The organism is Dyadobacter fanqingshengii (assembly GCF_023822005.2).
GTDB classification, from domain to species: Bacteria; Bacteroidota; Bacteroidia; order Cytophagales; family Spirosomataceae; genus Dyadobacter; species Dyadobacter fanqingshengii.
Window position 1 is genome coordinate 546,947 of record NZ_CP098806.1, and the last position, 18,019, is coordinate 564,965.

The following is an 18,019-nucleotide window of genomic DNA, read 5'->3' on the forward strand; positions in this document are numbered from 1 at the left end:
ATGTTTGATTTATAAAATATCATTCACGTTATGGGAAGTCAGGAAATTTTTTGGCCGGTGAACATCAGGTTCCTTCGTTTACGCCTTAAACTGAGCCAGGAGGCACTTGCGGAGCGTCTGGGAATCACGAGAGTGAAGTTAAATGCACATGAAAGTGGTCGCACAGCCAATCCGACAATTGATGACCTGATCCACTTTTCGGAGTTTTTCAGGATGAGCATTGATAGTTTGCTTAAAATTGACCTGAGCAAGCTTTCGGAACAAAAAGTGAAGGACCTGGAACAGGGCAGCGAGCTGTTTATGAAGGGTAATAACATCCGCGTACTTGCCATCACGGTGGATCGGGAGGAAAAAGAGAACATTGAATATGTTCCTGTGCAAGCCAAAGCCGGGTACCGCTCCGGTTATAGCGACCCTGAGTTTCTGGCAACATTGCCACGATTCAGCCTGCCTACGCTTCCTAAAAACGGCACATTCAGAATGTTTCCGACCGTGGGTGACTCCATGCTGCCGGTTCCGGAGGGTGCCGACATCATAACGAGATATGTTCAGGACTGGACTACGATCCGTCCGGAGACACCATGTATTGTCATTTTAAAAGGTGATCAGGACTTTGTGTTCAAACAAGTGACCATTAATAAGGACGGGACAATGCTTTTGCAATCCTTCAACAAACAATACTTCGCCTACACCGTCCCCCTTTCAGAGGTGATTGAGCTTTGGGAATATTATAGCTTCCATAGCAAGGCACTTCCCGAACCACAAACGGATATGCAGCAATTAATGAAAATGCTGCAGGAGATGCAGAATGAGATCAAGGAAATTAAGGGGAAACCGGCATCCAAATAATTGGATAATGTCCATACGTCGATAATTGGGCATTTTTGAGCAAGGGCGATCCAGCAAAGGGACAATTACAATGTTAAAATTGGATTAAAGCCCTAAACAAAACGCTCATCGAAGCACTTCTAGACCTGGGTGGAATGTTTGCGGTTGGATTGAGGGCAGTGATGTAGAACAAAAATATCCGGGCAAAAAAATAAATAGTAAATCAATTCAATATAGTTAATAATGATTGTGGGAATATATCGGTAAAGTGCAATTTTCATTTTTGTGAAAACCCCGAAATTGCCAGATATCACCCCATGCATTCGCTGACTGGTCACAAAAAGAATTACAAACTTTTGGCTGTCCTCTACTTTCGTTGAGTAATAAAAAGTAACTCAACAATGTCTGCCAAAATTTTACTCGTAACCCTTCTTGCATCTATTGCACTTAACTTGAATGATGCCAGGGCGCAAAGCCCAACCTCAGCCGCTAAGAGATTCAACATCTTTGTGAAAGGCGATGCCACCTTTACTTCCAATGAAACAGAAGGGCCTGTTGCCATCGGAGGTAATCTGACTACTAATCAGTATCAGATTAGTTTTAATAAGAACCACGGAGTGTTTTTTGTAGGAAGTGCATCGATTGGCCTGGCCGTGCGGGGCGGCGTAAAGCTCAATAGCGGATCTCTAACCGTGAATGGCGATAACTACGTAAAAATAGGGCAATGCGCACCATCAGACGCCAATGTTGCGACGCCGTTGCGGATCTGGTACAAGGACAACAACAATGCTGAGTCAACGATCCGGATCACCGGCAACACGGCAGGATACAGCGATACGCCCAACATTACCATCAATGCAAACGTAAATTCATGGTCTCCTAAGGTGGGGGACAATGAGAACCCGATCTGTGAGAATGTGTTCGGAACAGCAGCGAACCAGATCGATATTGACGGCGCTTTCACAACATTCATGAAGCGTTCGACCCAATTGAAAGAGATGACAGACAACCTGGCCATCCGTGACCAGAACGGCAATATCATTACCGGCATGGAAACAGGACCTTACCTGGATCCCTCAAAAATTGGTAATAACCCTAAAATTATTGTTAACCCGAATGCTATAAACGTCTTAACGGTTTCGGCGGCAGTTTGGGATAAGATTGGAAACACAAATATCGAGGGGATCCCGCAGGGACCGCAGTTGGGAGACGCCAGTTATACGGGCCCATTTGCACTGATCATTAACATCATTGACTTCCCGACTTTCGCAGCGTCAAAAGGGAATAATCCAATTATCAACTTCCCAAGTGTGGGCGGTTTGTCTGACCCGCAAGGAAGCTATGTGATCTACAATTTCCCTGATGCAACAGATAAATTGGTGCTGGGCGGAAACACACCTATTCACGGAACCATTTTCGCTCCTTGTGCAAACCTGATCAAAGAAAACAATGGAAACATCAACGGTCAGATCATTGCGAAAAGCTTTGTACACACCCGTGACGAAGTGCACTTCTGGCCTTTCCTGCCATCCATTCCTGAGCCGATTGAAAAGGCAATAGAAGTAACAGTAGTTTCAAAATGTATCAATAACGCACCCTGGCTTGAATATACCATTACCCCAAATTACCCTGCGACAGGCGAAACGGCTAAAATAGAATGGCTGAACTCTGAAAACAATGTGATCCAGGAAGACACCGAAAGACCGCTGACAGGCAGCATTCTGTTCCCAGGTGCAGCTGTGGATGAAAATGGAGCAGGAATTGCCTGGCCGGGTTGGGAAAAAGATGGAGAAAAGTGGGTTGAAGTTACCGATCGCTATTCTTCCATTCTGGATGACGGTGCTAAGGTTAGGATTACTGTTACTCCCTGGAAAACCGTAGAGGTTACTTATCCGGCGTCAACATCAGACGGAAAGTGCTTCACCAGCCCTCCGCCCTCAGGCTCACTGCCGGTAACATTGGCCAGTTTTACCGCGAAAAACGAAAATTGCGACGTTCAGTTGAAATGGACGGTGACCGAATCAAAAGACTTTTCGCACTTTGTTGTGCAGCGTTCAACAGATGCAAAAAACTTCATTTCTTTAAGCCGCATCAATTACAGCGCGAAACAAAACACATATGCTTACAACGATGCGCCTTACAGCAGAGAAATAGCGCCTTCAAAAAACTATTACTATCGCTTACAACAAGTTGATACAGACGAAACATTTGAATACAGCGCCATCCGCAGTGTAGAAGCCGGAGCTTGCGACACAAGACTTTCAGTCGATTTTTATCCCAATCCAAGCCAGGATGAACTGACCGTAAAAAGTTATTCTGCGGTCAAAAAGCTCGAAATCCTGACATTAGGCGGCAAGCAGGTTTACCAAACAATGCCTGGTCAGGACCAAACAGAATTAAAAGTAAATGTTCAGGCATTTGCAACAGGCATGTACATCGTCAACATCGTCAACGCCGAAGGCAAATACTCCTCAAAAATCGTGAAAAAGTAAGTTTAGAATTCTTAATATAGCGTTATGTGAATTGCAAAAGGCTGTCTCATTTTGGGACAGCCTTTTTTTGGGGTAACTCACCAAGTTTCTAAAATATCGTTGGCACAAACGTCATGGTACTTGTTTTTGAATAAGCAGCTTTTGAGAATATTTTTCCTTGCCTTTTGTAAAGCAAACGATATAAACCTGTTTCGCCGACGTTCATACGAAAGAAGATCTTTGACAACACGATGCTGTTACTGTCAAAGTCTCGTATCCAGATGTTTGAAGGAATGGGCAACTGCTCGTTCGCAACCGCAGTAATCGGGAGTAAGTAATGTACATGGCGCGCAACCATTAAATAAAGCTCCCCGGCCTCTGGCTCAACCTTTTTTTTCGATCCGGGATTTTTTTGACAGCATTGCAGCCTAATTAATCCTGTGCCTTTCCTATCCGACCTTTGCGCAAACCCAACTCTTTTCTCCGCGAGCTTATCAAGGCTCTGATCACGATAATAATTTTATGGATTATCAAAAATCTTTTTGATTAATGCACGGCCGCGAAATGCCTGATCCACATCGGTTACAGTTCGATTTTAGAGGCAAAAACAGCGCAATTTCACGGCGTGTTCAATCGGCTCAATAAAGGCAAAAAATGCCTTTATAAGCTCTGCTTATAGTTTTTTTTTACGCAGAACGGAGGGCCTTACCCTTAAATAATTCAATCCCGCCTCTGGCTCAACGGATGTTTTTTTTCGACTCTTAATTCCGAACATTAGGCTCCTCAAACGCACGATCACACAATGCATTTTGAGAAGTCATATCAAAACTTGTAAAAAATGAAGAACAAAACTTTACACCTACACATGCGGACGAACAACCTCTTGTCAGATTTCAGGACTCTGATTATCGCGATCATCCTGCTGCTTCTTTGTTTACTAGCCAAAGCCCAAGCCCCAAAGCAATTCAGCTTTCAAGGCGTCGCACGGGATGCGGCTGGGAAGGTTGTTGCGAATCAGCTCATTAGACTGCGGCTAACTATCTATAAAACTGCTCCTAACTCTAATATTAAATTCGAAGAAGAGCACACTCCCATAACAAATATTAATGGTGTGTTTACTATTCCTGTTGGAAGTGCAGGAATGGATTTAAGTGCTATTGATTGGAAGGAAAGTGAATATTATTTACAAGTTGAAATTGATCCTACTTCTGGCAATAATTTTATTGACCTCGGTACAACTCAATTGCTAAGTGTTCCTTATGCGCTTCACGCAGCAGAGGCGAATAAGCTAAAAAATGATGATCCAATTTTTATGACCGGAAATTTAGGTCAAGGCGCATTACTTCCGGTAATTCCTGGACAATCGAAATTTATTTGGTATCCTAGAAAAGCTGCTTTTAGATTTGGTTTTGAAAACACAGGCGTTTGGGATGATGCCCAAATCGGCAATTACTCTTTTGCATTTGGTAACAATTCATCTGCTACCGGCGAAGCATCATTTGCCGGAGGACTCAACTCAATTGCCTCTGGAAATTATTCAATGGCATTTGGGGAAGGTGCAGTTGCGAAGGCACGAGGAGGTGTTGCTTTCGGAAGGTGGGGCGAAAATGATGATGATCCTGACCCAAAAAACTTAGCGCTGAATGATAGAATATTTCAAATCGGAGATGGAAACGGTGCGAATAGTCGTCATAACGTAGTAACTATCCTAAGAAATGGGAAGGTCGGGATAGGTGCAAGTGACCCGGATTACACGATGGATCTTCGGGGGAGAATGAGAATACGATATTTCGGCACAGAAACAGCAGGAATTTTCTTTAACACCAAAAATGGTAATCCAGATGGCTTTGTAGGAATGAAAACAGATACAGAAGTAGGTCTTTATTTGAAAACTTGGAAATTCTGGGTAAATGATCAAGGCAATGGTTATTTAAACGGTAATCTAATCCAAACCTCCGACCGCCGCCTTAAAACCAATATTCAACCTTTCAAAAACAGCCTCGGCAAGGTAAACGGCTTGCAGGGATACCATTATAACTGGGAGGATAAAACCAGAGATCAGACAATGCAAACGGGTTTGATTGCTCAGGAGGTTGAGCAGGTTTTTCCTGAGTTGGTTTCTACGAATAAGGATGGGTTTAAATCGGTCAACTACATTGGTTTGGTTCCTCACCTGATTGAGTCTGTAAAGGAATTGAAGAGCAAAACAGATGAAATTGCGGTGTTGCGCAAGGAATTGGAAGGCATGCGGGAAATGGGCAAGCGGTTGGAGTTGCTGGAAGCGAGTCTTAATAAAGGAGCTGGTGTTGCAGAAATCAAAACAGCTGCGAAATGAAAAGATTTCTAATGATCATCGGTTTTTGCTGCTTGGCTTATTGGGCTGGTGCGCAATCCATTTCTCCATCCGGCATTTACGGAGCATCCAGCACTTCATTAGGTGGCGGCGTGAGTGTCAGTTGGGTTCTGGGAAGTTTGACTCCCGAGGCAATGTCTGCATTGCCGGTAAAGCTCATTGATTTCCAATGTGCGCTTACGGATGCGGCAACAGTTTCACTTACATGGAGCACATCGGAAGAAACCAGCAGCGATTATTTCCTGATCCAGCACAGCACCAATGGCAAGCATTGGGCCGGGATCGGGCATTTGAAGGCGAATGGTGAAAGCAATGCGGTTAAGACTTACGCTTTTGAGCATAGCAACCCTGCAAAGGGCGAAAATCTTTACCGGCTTCAAATGGTGGATCAAGACGGCACTTATGCGTATAGCCGTGTGCGTAATGTTGTTTTTGAAGCCATAAATGGGCTATCGTTCCACCCAAATCCGGTTTCAGACTGGCTTACTGTGGATGCCAAAGACTGGGTTTCAATGAAAGAACTGAAAGTTACGAATATCGCTGGTGCAACAGTCGGGGCGTTTAGAGAAGAACAATTGCAGAAGTTGCCAGGGAAGGCGATCAATTTCCAGGACTTTCCTTCCGGCATTTATATCATCAGCATTACCAGAAAAGACGGATCTGTGCATTCCGAGAAGATCTTCAAAAACTAATCACTAAACCCCAAACCCTGAACCCAATGCAGACAAAGGAAATAGCAATCATTGGCGGAGGAATCGCAGGTTTGACATTGGCTGTGAGCCTGAGAAACACGCGATTCAAATGCCATATATTTGAAAAAAATGCAGAGTTCAAGGAAATTGGTGCGGCGATAAGTGTGTTTCCGAATGCTTTGAGGGTCCTAAGGCAATATGGGTTATTGAATGACATATTAAATGTGGGCGGCGCAATAACGAAAATATGCATGAAAACGGATCAAGGCAAAATTCTTGCTCAAACCGAACCCAGATATCAGCTTCCCGCCATGTGCATGCACCGCGCTGATCTGCACGCGATCTTGCTCAAACATGCTGATGCAACTTTTTACGCAAGTCATGAGCTGAATGCATTTCAAAGTACGCCGGATGGCAAAGTGAGCGTTAGTTTTAAGAATGGGGTTTTCAGGATTTTTGATGCAGTCATTGGCGCAGACGGGCTTCACTCCTTGGTGCGGCAGGGTATCATTGGCGATGGAGAACCCATTTTTCGGGGATACAACATTTGGCGCGGGATTGCCGAATCTAACATTGACATTAGATATGCCAGCGAAAGCTATGGCAAAGGCAAGCGTGTTGGCATCGTACCCATTAGGGACGGCCAATGCGGCTGGTGGACGACCGTAAACGAAAAATTCATGGAGAGCGACGAGCCGGAGGAAACCAAGCAAAAGTTACTCCGGCTTTTTGCTGACTGGCACGATCCCATCCCGGAGCTGATCTCAAAAACCGATCATATCATTAAAAACAGCCTGTCCGATCGCATTCCGGTTAGCGGTTGGTCTAAGGGAAATTGCACCTTACTGGGAGACGCAGCTCACCCGACCACGCCTACCTTGGGCCAGGGCGGGTGCATCGCCATTGAAGGAGCCTACATATTGGGAGAAATCATTAAGAAATACGGTGTTACGGAATCTGTGTTTCAGAGATACGAATCCCTGCATTATCACCGCGCAAAAAGCATTATTGAAGACAGCCTGCAATTGGGCAAAATCGGCCAGCTGGAAAACAGCATGGCCGTTTATCTAAGAAATCTTCTCATGGGCTTAACGCCTTCATCGTTTACACTGAAAGTTGTAGACAAGTACTTTCTGTACGACGTCACGTCAATGAAAATATAGAAGCAGATTTATACACACCCGCGCTTCTCAGTGCCGTAAATAGATAAGCTTCAAATAGTATCAGTAGCAGCATTTAATTACTAAACCTAGTTTAAACAAGCTCTTGCTCCCTTAAATAAGTGAAGTCCGCCTTTGGATAAACGGATTTTCCATTTACCGCTTATTAGTAAGAACATTGCCATCATTTAAAACATATCATCAATCAAGCTCAAGCATAAATTAAAGATCTCATGGACAACCTATGCGTGCAAGATAAAACTGAAAAACGTCTTTTGATTGTTGCGATACTACTCATTGCAATTGTACTTCTGCTTCTTTCATTTGCTACCAGCGCACAGGTTCCGCAGCAGTTCAGTTTTCAAGGAGTGGCGAGGGATGCAGGTGGGAAGGTCATCGCAAATGCAATGGTAAAGCTTAGGCTGACGATTCATAAAGCAACACCTTCTGGTCCGTCAAACTTCGAAGAGCAACACGATGCGCAAACGAATGGTGCAGGGATTTTTAACGTAAAAGTTGGCGGAGCCGGAGGAGATCTTGGCGGGGTCGATTGGAAATCGGACACCTATTTTCTACAAGTTGAATTAGATCCAGATGGAGGAACTGACTTCATGGATTTAGGAGCAACGCAATTGCTTAGCGTGCCTTATGCTCTGCATGCGGAGGAGGCGGGTCGTTTAAAAAATGATGATCCCGTAGTACTATCTGGAAGTCTTGGAAGTGGCAAGGGGCTATCCACTATCGGAAATGGTTCGCGATTCATATGGTATCCTGGAAAAGCGTCGTTAAGGGCGGGAATCTCAGGCAACGGATCTTGGGAAGATGTAAAAATTGGTGAAAATTCTGTGGGTTTGGGTAATGCCGTAGAGGCCTCTGGACATAATTCAATAGCCTTTGGATATTTGTCCAAAGCGGTCTCTAAGAACTCGATTGCTATTGGTGACCATGCAAGTGGTGTTGGGGTAGGATCATTGGCAATTGGCTACGAGGCTGAGGCAACTGGCAATGGTGCTATTGTATTTGGAACTCAAAGTAAAGCAACTGATTTAAGTTCCGTTGCCATAGGCAGCTTGAATGAAGCAAGTGGTTCAGGTTCGATCGTCCTAGGATCCAGAAGTGTGGCAGCGGGCATTCAAGCTTCCACTTTGGGGAAAAGTTTAGTTGCCAAAGCAGTGAGAGGTATGGCACTTGGAGCATTCAATTCCAACAGTGACAGCCCGAATTCAAATACCGAAAATCCGTTAGACAGAATCTTTCAGATTGGCATAGGGGTTAGTGAGAACTCACGTGCTAATGCTATGACTATATTAAGAAATGGGCAAGTGGGGATAGGCAGCAAAGTTTTAGATCCGCAATTTCTATTAGATTTGGGAGGACGAGCTAGGATAAGGCATAATGGAGAGACAGCGGGAATTTATTTCAATAATTCATTAAATACTAGCGATGGATTTGTGGGTATGAAAACTGATAATGAGATAGGGTTATTTCTCAAAGACTGGAAATTCTGGGTTACAGCGCAAGGGAACGGCTACTTAAATGGCAATTTAATACAAACCTCAGATCGTCGACTAAAAACAAACATTCTGCCATTCGAAAACAGCATCGAAAAAGTTAGCAGCTTACAAGGTTATCACTATAATTGGGAAGATAAAACCAAAGATCAGACGCTTCAAACAGGATTAATTGCGCAAGAGGTTGAGCAAGTTTTCCCTGAGCTAGTTTCGACGAATAAAGATGGTTTTAAATCTGTGAACTACATTGGCTTAGTTCCTCACCTTATTGAGTCGGTTAAGGAATTAAAAGGCAAAACAGATGGGATTGCCGCTCTACGTGTGGAGTTAGAAGCCAAGACAAACGAAATCTCCGCTCTGCGAAAGGAATTGGAAGATGTTCGGCAACTGGGTCAGAGGCTGGAATTGTTAGAGGCTAGCGTCAGTAAGGAATTTGGTTCTATAAAAACAAAAACAGCTAAATAAGGCAGCTTTTATGACGGTTGGCCTCATCTCTTACTGCATCTGGCCAAACATGCAATCCACCCACCTTCCTACGAATTTACAATCAACTCGGTAGGTTTTGGGCCTACACCAGCTTCCGTCCCTTCCACTCATACTCCGGTTTCTGCGCCGCTAGCCCGAAAAAGCAAACATAGAAAGGATAAATAATCTGCGTTATCGGAATGTAGAGAATTGATTTTGACTTTTTCAGAAACGATAAAACCGAACCAAGAAAAAGCCACTCGGGCAGACATTTGGCAGATAACAAGCTTATAAAAAAATACCCGTCAACAAGCCCGAACGCATATAGTAAACCGCTCACGATCAGCGAGAAGTTGCAGGTAAAGACATAAATTGCCAGGAACAAAGGCGTTTTGCTTTGATAATGTTTCCATTTGCTCGCCCAGCGCTTCCGCTGGCGAAAGAAAGCCTGCCAGTTATCGTGCGCCTTGGTTGTAACTATTGCCCTCGGATCTTTTAAGAAATGAACACTTTTGGGATATCTGGCCGCAATCTTGTGCATCAGAAATTCATCATCTCCAGACGCAATGTGACGCACGCCGTCAAATCCGCCTACTTCAATAAATGCATTTTTTTCATAAGCCAAATTAGCACCGTTACACAAAGACGGATATCCGGCCGCAATGGCGCTCGCACCGCTTCCGATGAGGCTCGCAAATTCCACGGTTTGCAAATGATCGGTAACAGCATTTTCCTCTGAAAAAGTAACCGGCGCGCTGATCAATTTGGCATTGGTTGCCGCGTAACATGCCGCAATGGACTGTAACCAGCCGGATTCCACGCGACAATCGCCGTCTGTGGTCACGATCAGGTTTCCTTTTGCACGGGTGATGGCTGTTTCGATCGCCCGCTTTTTGGGAGATGTTGTGTCCGTATCAGGCAGCGCTATTAATTGCAGATTTACCTGGGAATGGGCGGCAAATGCCTGTACGATGGCAGCCGTCCGGTCAACCGAACCATCGTCCATAATGAGGACTTCAAACTGCTCGTGAGGAAAGTGCTGTTTGTCGAGGTCATTGAGCAGAAAACCAATATTTTCAGCTTCGTTTCGCACCGGAACAATAACCGTAATGAAGATTCTTTTATCAAACTTAAAAATACCCGAAGGCTTGATCCGATTCCAGAAAAAGGTAAGTGTGAATGTAAAAACCGCGTAACTCAATATGACGAGCCAGAGTAGGGGGATAAGCCAGGAAATTAGGTAATGTTCTGTCATTGAGTTAATTATTGGAGTTTGAAAATTTCATCTTACTCCATTTATATTTCCAGATCAGGAAAATTCCGATCAGGATCGGTCCGAGTACATTGAGTATCCAGACCAGAAAAGTAGCCGCAATAATTTCTTCCGCGGGCAAATTGTATTGTTTAAAAACCAGCAAAGCAGTAAATTCTCTCAGCCCCAGATCTCCCAGCACATTGATCGCCGGGATCAGTGTTTTGGCCAAAAAAATCAACGAAACCGCAGAAGCAAGTTCAAGTGAGGGAATGGGAAAGTCGAAAAGCGATAAGGCAAGTACAAACTGACTCAGAAACACAGCATAACGCAGCGAACCATACAACGTAGAAACTACAAGATCCCATGCAGAATAGTTGCCGATAATGCGTAAATAAGCATGCGCCTTTTGAAAGACCAGTCTTTTGGGGCGCCAATCCGTAAGCGGTTTTCGGAACCATACCACGACAATTCCGGAAATAATCACGGCGACGAGCAGCATATTGATGATTTGCTTGCTTTGCAATGTTAGGCCAATCTTTTCCTGCAAATGAAGCCAGCCCACCGCACCAGCCACAACCGAAATGTAAAACTGAATGCCATTAGAAACAATAGCAGCGCCGATCGCTTCAAGCCGCCTGTCCGATTTCAATGCTGCCACGCGCCCGAAGGTGTCGCCAAGTTGTGCCGGGGCAGCCACGCCGAATGCAAGACCGGTTAATGTCCCCCGAAATGCATCGCGGAAGTTGATATCAACCACTTTTTTGGCTAGTTGCTGCCATTTCAGGCTTTCCAGCGCCCAGTTGACAGGCACCAGCATAAGCATTGAAAAAAGGATTGGGAAATGCTCAGAAACGAGAATGTCATGAAAAACGGCACCCACATCGCCAATGCCTTTTTGCTCGTTTCGAAAGGTTTTATAGATGTAACTGAGGATCAGGAGCGTGATGATGAGCTTACCGATCCAGAGCAGGTTTTGCAGGTTTCTTTTTTCTTTGGCAGTAGAGAGTTCCTTATCTTGCACCATGATTAAAATGCAGCAAACCGACGCTACCGAAAAAGTGATTATTGGAGTGGATCCCGGCACCCAGGTGATGGGTTACGGGGTGATTTCGGTGAAAGGCCAGCACATTACTTTGGTTCAATATGGTGTGATTCATCTGAGCAAATATACTACGCATGAATTGAAGTTAAAGAAAATCTTTGAGCGCATTACCCAGCTTATTGAAGACTATCTGCCCGATGAAATGGCAATTGAAGATCCATTTTATGGTAAAAACCCGCAATCCATGCTCAAACTTGGCCGCGCGCAAGGCGTCGCCATGGCGGCTGCGCTGGCCAGGGACATTCCGATCGTCGAATATTCGCCTAAAAAGGTGAAACAATCTGTCACCGGCAGCGGAAGCGCTTCTAAGGAACAGGTTGCCTACATGCTCGAAAAAATCCTCAATATGGAGTTAAGCCGCGAATTTATGGACGCAACCGACGGGATTGCCATCGCCATTTGCCATCAGTATCATGCCAATTCTCCCGCTGCGGCTGCCTCAGGTTCTTCCAAAAAATCCAAAAAAGGCGGCTGGGGTGCATTCGTAAGCGAAAACCCCGAACGCGTCAAATAGCGCCTTCAATGCCTCTTGCCGACATTAAAAAATTTTAATGGTACTTAAACAACATTTCGTTTTACTAATCAAACGTTTGTTTAGTAAAATCAAACAATCGTTTGATTTTTATTTTTAGGTATATTAAATTTGCATCATCATTAACGGAAAGCTAATGCTAACAACTGTTAATGAGTCAGTTAAATGGAGTATAACCCAAAGCAAATACAGATTATAGAAGTCGCAGAACGTTTGTTTGCGGACAAAGGTTTTGCGGGAACGTCGGTCAGAGATATTGCGCAGGAAGCCAATGTGAATGTTTCGATGATCTCATATTACTTCGGATCGAAGGAAAAGTTGATCGAGGCCCTTTTCGCCATGCGCATGGGCGAGTCCCGTTCGCGGATGGAAATGCTGCTTGGGAATGAGGATTTGATTCCCATTCAAAAAATCAACATTCTGATCGATAGCGCCATCGACCGCCTGATGGGAAACCAGTGCTTTCACAACATTATGATGCGCGAGCAACTTTCCTCAGAACGGACACCAGCCATTTCGGAACATATCAGAAGTTTGAAACTGCGGAATGTGCAGTTGATGCAGAAGTTGATTGAGGAAGGTCAGGCGGTGGGTGCGTTTCGGAAGAATATTGACCTGAGCCTGATGAGCACCACATTGTACGGCACGATCAACTACGCAATTGCCACGCAGGATTTTTACAAGCGGATCAATGGTCTGGAAGATATGGAAGAGGCTGAATTTCAGATTCATTTGAAACGCAAATTAAGCCAGCACTTAAAAAGTTTATTTAAATCAACAGTAACTAATGAACACCACAACCAGAACTAAAAGAATGGTTTTTGCGATCGCCAGCGTGTTCTGGCTCGCCGCAACCGCTCATTCGTTCGCTCAGGACCCGCGAAAATTGACGCTGGAAGAAGCGATTGAAATGAGTTTGAAAAACAGTAAGCAGCTCAAATTAAGCCAGACCAATGTAGACCTTGCTGGTCTGAGTATCAAGCAAATCAGGGAAAACCAACTGCCAAGTCTGAGTGTTTCGGGCTCTTATTTGAGACTAAATTCTCCGAACATTAACCTGAAACTCCCTCAAAACGGAAACGACAGCACGGGCGGAAGCGATTTGAAAGTGCACCAGGTAATGTACGGAATGGCCAGCGCTTCACTTCCGATCTTCTCTGGGTTCAGGTTTAAATATGGCTTGGAATCAGCACATTACCTGGAACAAGCCGCTAAACTGGACGCTGAAAACGACCGCGATGCAGTGATTCAGAATACAGTTGCTGCGTACAGTAATTTATATAAAGCCAAAAAATCGGTCGATCTGGTTGCGGAAAATCTTTTGCGGGAACGGGAGCGCGTGACCGAATTTACGAACCGGGAAAAAAACGGAATGCTGGCCAGAAACGATCTGATGAAAGCCAAGTTGCAGGAATCGAATGTTGAGCTTACGCTGCTGGATGCCGAAAACGATTTAAAAGTAACGACCATTAATATGAACCTGCTGCTCGGAATGCCCGAAAATACAGTGCTGACAGCAGATTCGGCGAGTTTTATCACCTTAAAAGAAGAAGGCAACGCGGCTGAATGGGAACAAACGGCAATATCGCATCGCAAGGATTTTGCTGCAAACGGCATCCGTCAGAAAGCGGCGAATTCAGATATCAAGGTTGTGAAGGCAGATTTTTATCCCAATGTGGCTTTAACCGCTGGATATGTGGCGCTTAACATTCCGGGTGTAGCCATGATCCCGAATGCGATGAATGCAGGAATCGGGGTGCGATATGACATTGGTTCACTTTGGAAATCGGGTGCGAAAATGGAGCAGGCCAAAACCAGAGTTTACCAGCTGAAAACAAATGAGGAGATCCTGCTGGACCGCATTCATTTGGAGGTTAATACGGCTTATTACAATTATGTTTTGAGCAAAAGGAAAATCGACGTGTATGCCAAAGCTGTGGAACAGGCCGACGAAAATTACCGGATTACCAAAAATAAATACGATAACAGTCTGGTGACCACCACAGAACTTCTCGACGCGGATGTGGCACAAGTGCAATCCCGCATCAACTTCGAAGCCGCAAAAGCTGACGCCATCGTCGCATATAAAAAACTAGAACAATCCGCCGGAGTCATTAACTAAAAAGAAACCGGCCAAATATCATTCAGTCATCGCACCGGCGACCCGGTCACTTATTCAAAACTAAAATGGAAACCGAAGAAACTCCAAAAAAGAAAAATTACACATTCGTCATCATTCTTTGTGTCCTGATCGCCGTTGGCGGGATTTGGGGCTTTAACAAATACAATCACGGATTGCATCACGAAGAAACGGACGACGCGCAGGTTGACGCCAACATTAGTCCCGTTATTCCAAGAATATCAGGCTATGTAACGGAAATAAAGGTGAAGGATAACCAAACCGTTAAAAAAGGCGACACGCTGATCGTTCTGGATAACCGCGATCAGCTGATCAAACTGGAACAAGCGAAAGCCGGATTGGCAGGATCGCAGGGAAGTTTGGTTGTGGCCAATGCAACAACAAACGCTTCGCAAGCCAGCGGTATCACTTATGAGGCCAATGTGTCCATTGTAGAAGCGCAAATTGAAGAAGCGAAAGTAAATGTATGGCGCGCTAACCAGGATTTTGCCCGTTACGAAAACCTGATTAAAGATCATTCGATCACGCAACAGGAGTTTGAGCAGGCTTCTGCGACGAAGCAGAAAGCCGAACGTCAACTGGCGGTTTTGGTTGCTCAGAAAAACGCAGCAGAACGTCAGGCAAAAGCGGCAGGCAGCCAAACACGTGCGACTTCCGTACAAACCGGTGTTGCCAATGCGAACATTAAGGCACGTCAGGCTGAGATCGCAAATGCGGAGCTGACCCTTTCCTACACCGTTATTACAGCACCGACAGACGGTCGCGTTTCGAAGGTTAACGCGCAGGTAGGCCAATATTTACAAGCAGGACAATCGCTGTTCAGCATTATCTCGACCAATGAACCATGGGTTGTGGCCAATTTCAAAGAGACGCAATTGACCAAAATGAAGTTGGGACAAAAAGTGAAAATCCATGTTGACGCTTATCCTGACCATGAATTCGAAGCAAAAGTGGCTTCTTTTTCTCCTGCAACCGGGGCAAGATTCGCATTGCTGCCTCCTGACAATGCAAGTGGAAACTTTGTAAAAGTCGTACAGCGCCTACCCGTAAGAATCGAATTTACGCAAGCCAAAGACGAGCGCATAGCAGAATTGAGACCGGGCATGAACGTGTTCGTGGATGTGGAATTGAACTAAGGATCAGCACACTGACCTTAAACCCAAATTAAATGGAATTACAGGAATCACTCGTCGAATATGGTTTCCGAAGGGTCATCATAACGATAACGGCTGTACTGTGCGCGTTGCTCGAAATCGTTGACACAACCATTGTCAACGTTGCGCTCAACGACATGCGGGGGAACCTGGGCGGCACATTATCCGAAGTAAGCTGGGTTATTACGGCCTATGCCATTGGTAATGTGATTGTTGTGCCCATGACCAGCTGGCTCTCTCAACAGTTTGGCCGCCGGAATTACTTTGCCGCTTCGATCATTATTTTTACAGTTGCCTCATTTCTCTGCGGTAACGCGAACAACATCTGGGAGCTCGTATTTTTCAGATTGATACAAGGCTTGGGCGGCGGCGCTTTGCTCGTAACTGCCCAGACATTGATCACCGAAAGTTACCCACCCGAAAAACGCGGCATTGCGCAGGCTATTTATGGTCTGGGTGTGATTGTAGGACCCACATTAGGTCCACCGCTGGGAGGTTACATTGTGGATCATTACAGTTGGCCTTATATATTTTATATCAACATTCCGCTAGGGATCATTGCAGCGATGCTGACCATGCAATTTGTGAGAAGTCCAAGATTTTCTCAAAAGAAAGCGGCCAATGAGATTGATTACTGGGGCATTGTGCTGCTGGCCATTTCCGTAGGTTCACTTCAATATGTGTTGGAAAAGGGGCAGGAAGAAGATTGGTTTAATGATGAGATCATTATTTTACTAACTGTTACGGCCGTTTTTGGGTTCTTCTTCTTTATCTGGCGCGAATGGACTTACAAAAATCCGATCGTTAATCTCAGGGTTTTGGCAAATGGCAACCTTCGAGTCGGGACCATTCTTTCCTTTATTCTTGGTTTCGGATTGTATGGATCTACGTTCATCATTCCGTTGTACACCCAAGCCACATTAGGCTGGACGGCGACACAATCGGGAATGCTAATGGTGCCCGCGGCAGTTGTCACCGCAATGATGATGCCCATTGTCGGCCAGCTGATCCAGCGTGGCGTGAAACAGCAATATCTGGTTGCCGCGGGGATGGTTTTCTTCTTTATTTATAGTTACTGGGGTTATTTGATTTTAACTCCTGACACCGGAAAGGATGCATTCTTCAACATGCTCATTGTTCGTGGAATTGGATTAGGATTATTATTTGTTCCCATCACAACATTAGCCTTGTCAACATTAAAAGGCCGGGAAATCGGCGAGGGAGCCGCATTTACAGGGATGATGCGGCAGTTGGGCGGTTCATTCGGCGTGGCGGTCATCACGACTTATTTAGCCAGACAAAATATGCTGCACCGCAATGACCTGGTTAGCAAGCTGGACATCAATAATCCTTCGGTTATGCAGCGGGTTGAAGGTCTGCAACAATCATTTATGGCCAAAGGAATGCCTTCTGATGTGGCTCTGAAAAGCGGTTACAAAATCCTGGATTACACAGTCACAAAACAAGCGCAGGTATTGTCGTACATGGACGTATTCCTTTATCTTGGCCTCATGTTCCTGATCTGCGTCCCCTTCGTGCTTTGGACCAAAAGCGGCAAAACAAAAATCGACCCCTCCTCCGTACATTAAGATTTCAAGTGTAGTGGTGTTTTTAAAACAGAAGGCCTCGTTGAGGCCTTTTTGTTGTTACAGCTAGAAGTGCTTTCAAAATTGGTTTTTGTTTTTCTAACTAATTGCCAGAATGTCTTTTAATTCCTGCATAGTGAGAATGTTAACCTTCGGGAAAGTAATTGAGCTAAGCACATTGAAATGTTTATCGTGGGTGACAATATAATCTGCATGGCAGGCTAAGGCGCAATCGACAAACTTATTATCGTCTTGGTCACTGATTAAATTCCATCTGTAAAATGGTGTGACCCATATTGCGTTGTCCAGGTTCGGAAGAATTCGACGACATTGGTAGCAAGGTTAGGGGAATAAAATCCGCCGATAACCTCTTCATATTCTTCGAGAATCTCGGTGGAGATGCCAAATTCAAAAATTCCCGATTTCAATGCATCAAACAGCCATCGCGTAGCGGATAATTTCGGAATGCTTACCAGCAGGCAATTGGTGTCAATGACAAGAATCATTAATTAATATTTAGTGCGTTTGTGTGTAACCAAGGCCTCCTCCAGATCTTTTTGAGAAAGACCCCGTTTTTCCCAGATCTCATCCATTTCTTCATCAATCTGCTTCGCAAAATACTCCGAAAGCAACTGTTTAATTTCTTTTTCCTGTTTGCTATTCAGTTGTTTTTCGAACATTTTGAGCATAAACAACTGCATGGAGTTTAGTTTAGTCGCCTGTTCCATTTTTATAGGGATTAAATTTTTTTACAAATTAGTAACCTTTTA

Annotated in this window: 16 protein-coding genes; 11 read left to right on the forward strand and 5 right to left on the reverse strand. The window is 44.7% G+C overall.

The genetic code is table 11. The features are described 5' to 3' along the window. Positions 1-30: 30 nt before the first annotated feature. From NFI81_RS02255 to NFI81_RS02280, 6 genes are all read left to right on the forward strand, one after another. Complete coding sequence (locus NFI81_RS02255) at positions 31-849, forward strand: XRE family transcriptional regulator (protein WP_234614502.1); 819 nt, start codon at positions 31-33, stop codon at positions 847-849. Positions 850-1,229: 380 nt separating this feature from the next. After that, positions 1,230-3,320 (forward strand): choice-of-anchor A family protein, encoded by a 2,091-nt coding sequence (locus NFI81_RS02260; RefSeq protein ID WP_234614501.1) that lies wholly within the window; start codon positions 1,230-1,232, stop codon positions 3,318-3,320. An 817-nt stretch (positions 3,321-4,137) separates the two neighbouring features. After that, positions 4,138-5,634, forward strand: coding sequence for a tail fiber domain-containing protein (locus NFI81_RS02265; RefSeq protein ID WP_234614500.1), 1,497 nt, complete (start codon positions 4,138-4,140; stop codon positions 5,632-5,634). Next, positions 5,631-6,344 carry a T9SS type A sorting domain-containing protein gene (locus tag NFI81_RS02270; protein WP_234614499.1) on the forward strand — a complete coding sequence of 238 codons (714 nt, stop codon included), beginning with the start codon at positions 5,631-5,633 and terminating at the stop codon, positions 6,342-6,344. Before NFI81_RS02265 ends, NFI81_RS02270 begins: the two co-directional genes overlap by 4 nt. 26 nt (positions 6,345-6,370) lie before the next feature. After that, positions 6,371-7,507 (forward strand): FAD-dependent monooxygenase, encoded by a 1,137-nt coding sequence (locus tag NFI81_RS02275; protein ID WP_234614498.1) that lies wholly within the window; start codon positions 6,371-6,373, stop codon positions 7,505-7,507. Positions 7,508-7,737: 230 nt separating this feature from the next. After that, a complete protein-coding gene (locus NFI81_RS02280; RefSeq protein ID WP_234614497.1) occupies positions 7,738-9,480 on the forward strand; it encodes a tail fiber domain-containing protein in 1,743 nt (580 codons plus the stop codon). Between the two features lie 103 nt (positions 9,481-9,583). On the opposite strand, the gene NFI81_RS02285 is transcribed toward NFI81_RS02280, so the two are convergent. Further along, positions 9,584-10,735, reverse strand: a complete 1,152-nt coding sequence (locus tag NFI81_RS02285) for a glycosyltransferase (protein WP_234614496.1) — start codon at positions 10,733-10,735, stop codon at positions 9,584-9,586. A 4-nt stretch (positions 10,736-10,739) separates the two neighbouring features. Next, entirely contained in the window at positions 10,740-11,759 is a 1,020-nt protein-coding gene (locus NFI81_RS02290) for a lysylphosphatidylglycerol synthase transmembrane domain-containing protein (protein WP_234614495.1), read from the reverse strand. Positions 11,760-11,766: 7 nt separating this feature from the next. Between NFI81_RS02290 and ruvC the strand changes: the two genes are divergently transcribed. The 5 genes from ruvC (at position 11,767) to NFI81_RS02315 (ending at position 17,252) form a co-directional block, all read left to right on the forward strand. Continuing rightward, positions 11,767-12,351: a crossover junction endodeoxyribonuclease RuvC gene (ruvC, locus tag NFI81_RS02295; RefSeq protein ID WP_234614494.1), complete on the forward strand. Its 585-nt coding sequence runs from the start codon at positions 11,767-11,769 to the stop codon at positions 12,349-12,351. Positions 12,352-12,534: 183 nt separating this feature from the next. Then, complete coding sequence (locus tag NFI81_RS02300; RefSeq protein WP_234614493.1) at positions 12,535-13,179, forward strand: TetR/AcrR family transcriptional regulator; 645 nt, start codon at positions 12,535-12,537, stop codon at positions 13,177-13,179. Then, the gene (locus NFI81_RS02305) at positions 13,157-14,491 is read left to right on the forward strand and encodes a TolC family protein (protein WP_234614492.1); all 1,335 of its coding nucleotides are present in this window, start codon (positions 13,157-13,159) and stop codon (positions 14,489-14,491) included. Before NFI81_RS02300 ends, NFI81_RS02305 begins: the two co-directional genes overlap by 23 nt. Positions 14,492-14,556: 65 nt before the next feature. Then, positions 14,557-15,645: an HlyD family secretion protein gene (locus NFI81_RS02310; RefSeq protein WP_234614491.1), complete on the forward strand. Its 1,089-nt coding sequence runs from the start codon at positions 14,557-14,559 to the stop codon at positions 15,643-15,645. A 32-nt stretch (positions 15,646-15,677) separates the two neighbouring features. After that, positions 15,678-17,252, forward strand: coding sequence for a DHA2 family efflux MFS transporter permease subunit (locus NFI81_RS02315; protein WP_234614490.1), 1,575 nt, complete (start codon positions 15,678-15,680; stop codon positions 17,250-17,252). A 96-nt stretch (positions 17,253-17,348) separates the two neighbouring features. Here NFI81_RS02315 and NFI81_RS02320 read toward each other — a convergent pair whose 3' ends face one another. Genes NFI81_RS02320 through NFI81_RS02330 form a run of 3 tightly spaced genes read right to left on the reverse strand, consistent with a single transcriptional unit; the run spans position 17,349 to position 17,977 of the window. Further along, the gene (locus tag NFI81_RS02320) at positions 17,349-17,570 is read right to left on the reverse strand and encodes a PIN domain-containing protein (protein WP_310590127.1); all 222 of its coding nucleotides are present in this window, start codon (positions 17,568-17,570) and stop codon (positions 17,349-17,351) included. Beyond that, positions 17,513-17,755 carry a PIN domain-containing protein gene (locus tag NFI81_RS02325; RefSeq protein WP_234614489.1) on the reverse strand — a complete coding sequence of 81 codons (243 nt, stop codon included), beginning with the start codon at positions 17,753-17,755 and terminating at the stop codon, positions 17,513-17,515. Before NFI81_RS02325 ends, NFI81_RS02320 begins: the two co-directional genes overlap by 58 nt. Positions 17,756-17,758: 3 nt before the next feature. Continuing rightward, positions 17,759-17,977, reverse strand: a complete 219-nt coding sequence (locus NFI81_RS02330) for a DUF8507 family protein (protein WP_234614488.1) — start codon at positions 17,975-17,977, stop codon at positions 17,759-17,761. Positions 17,978-18,019 lie beyond the last annotated feature (42 nt).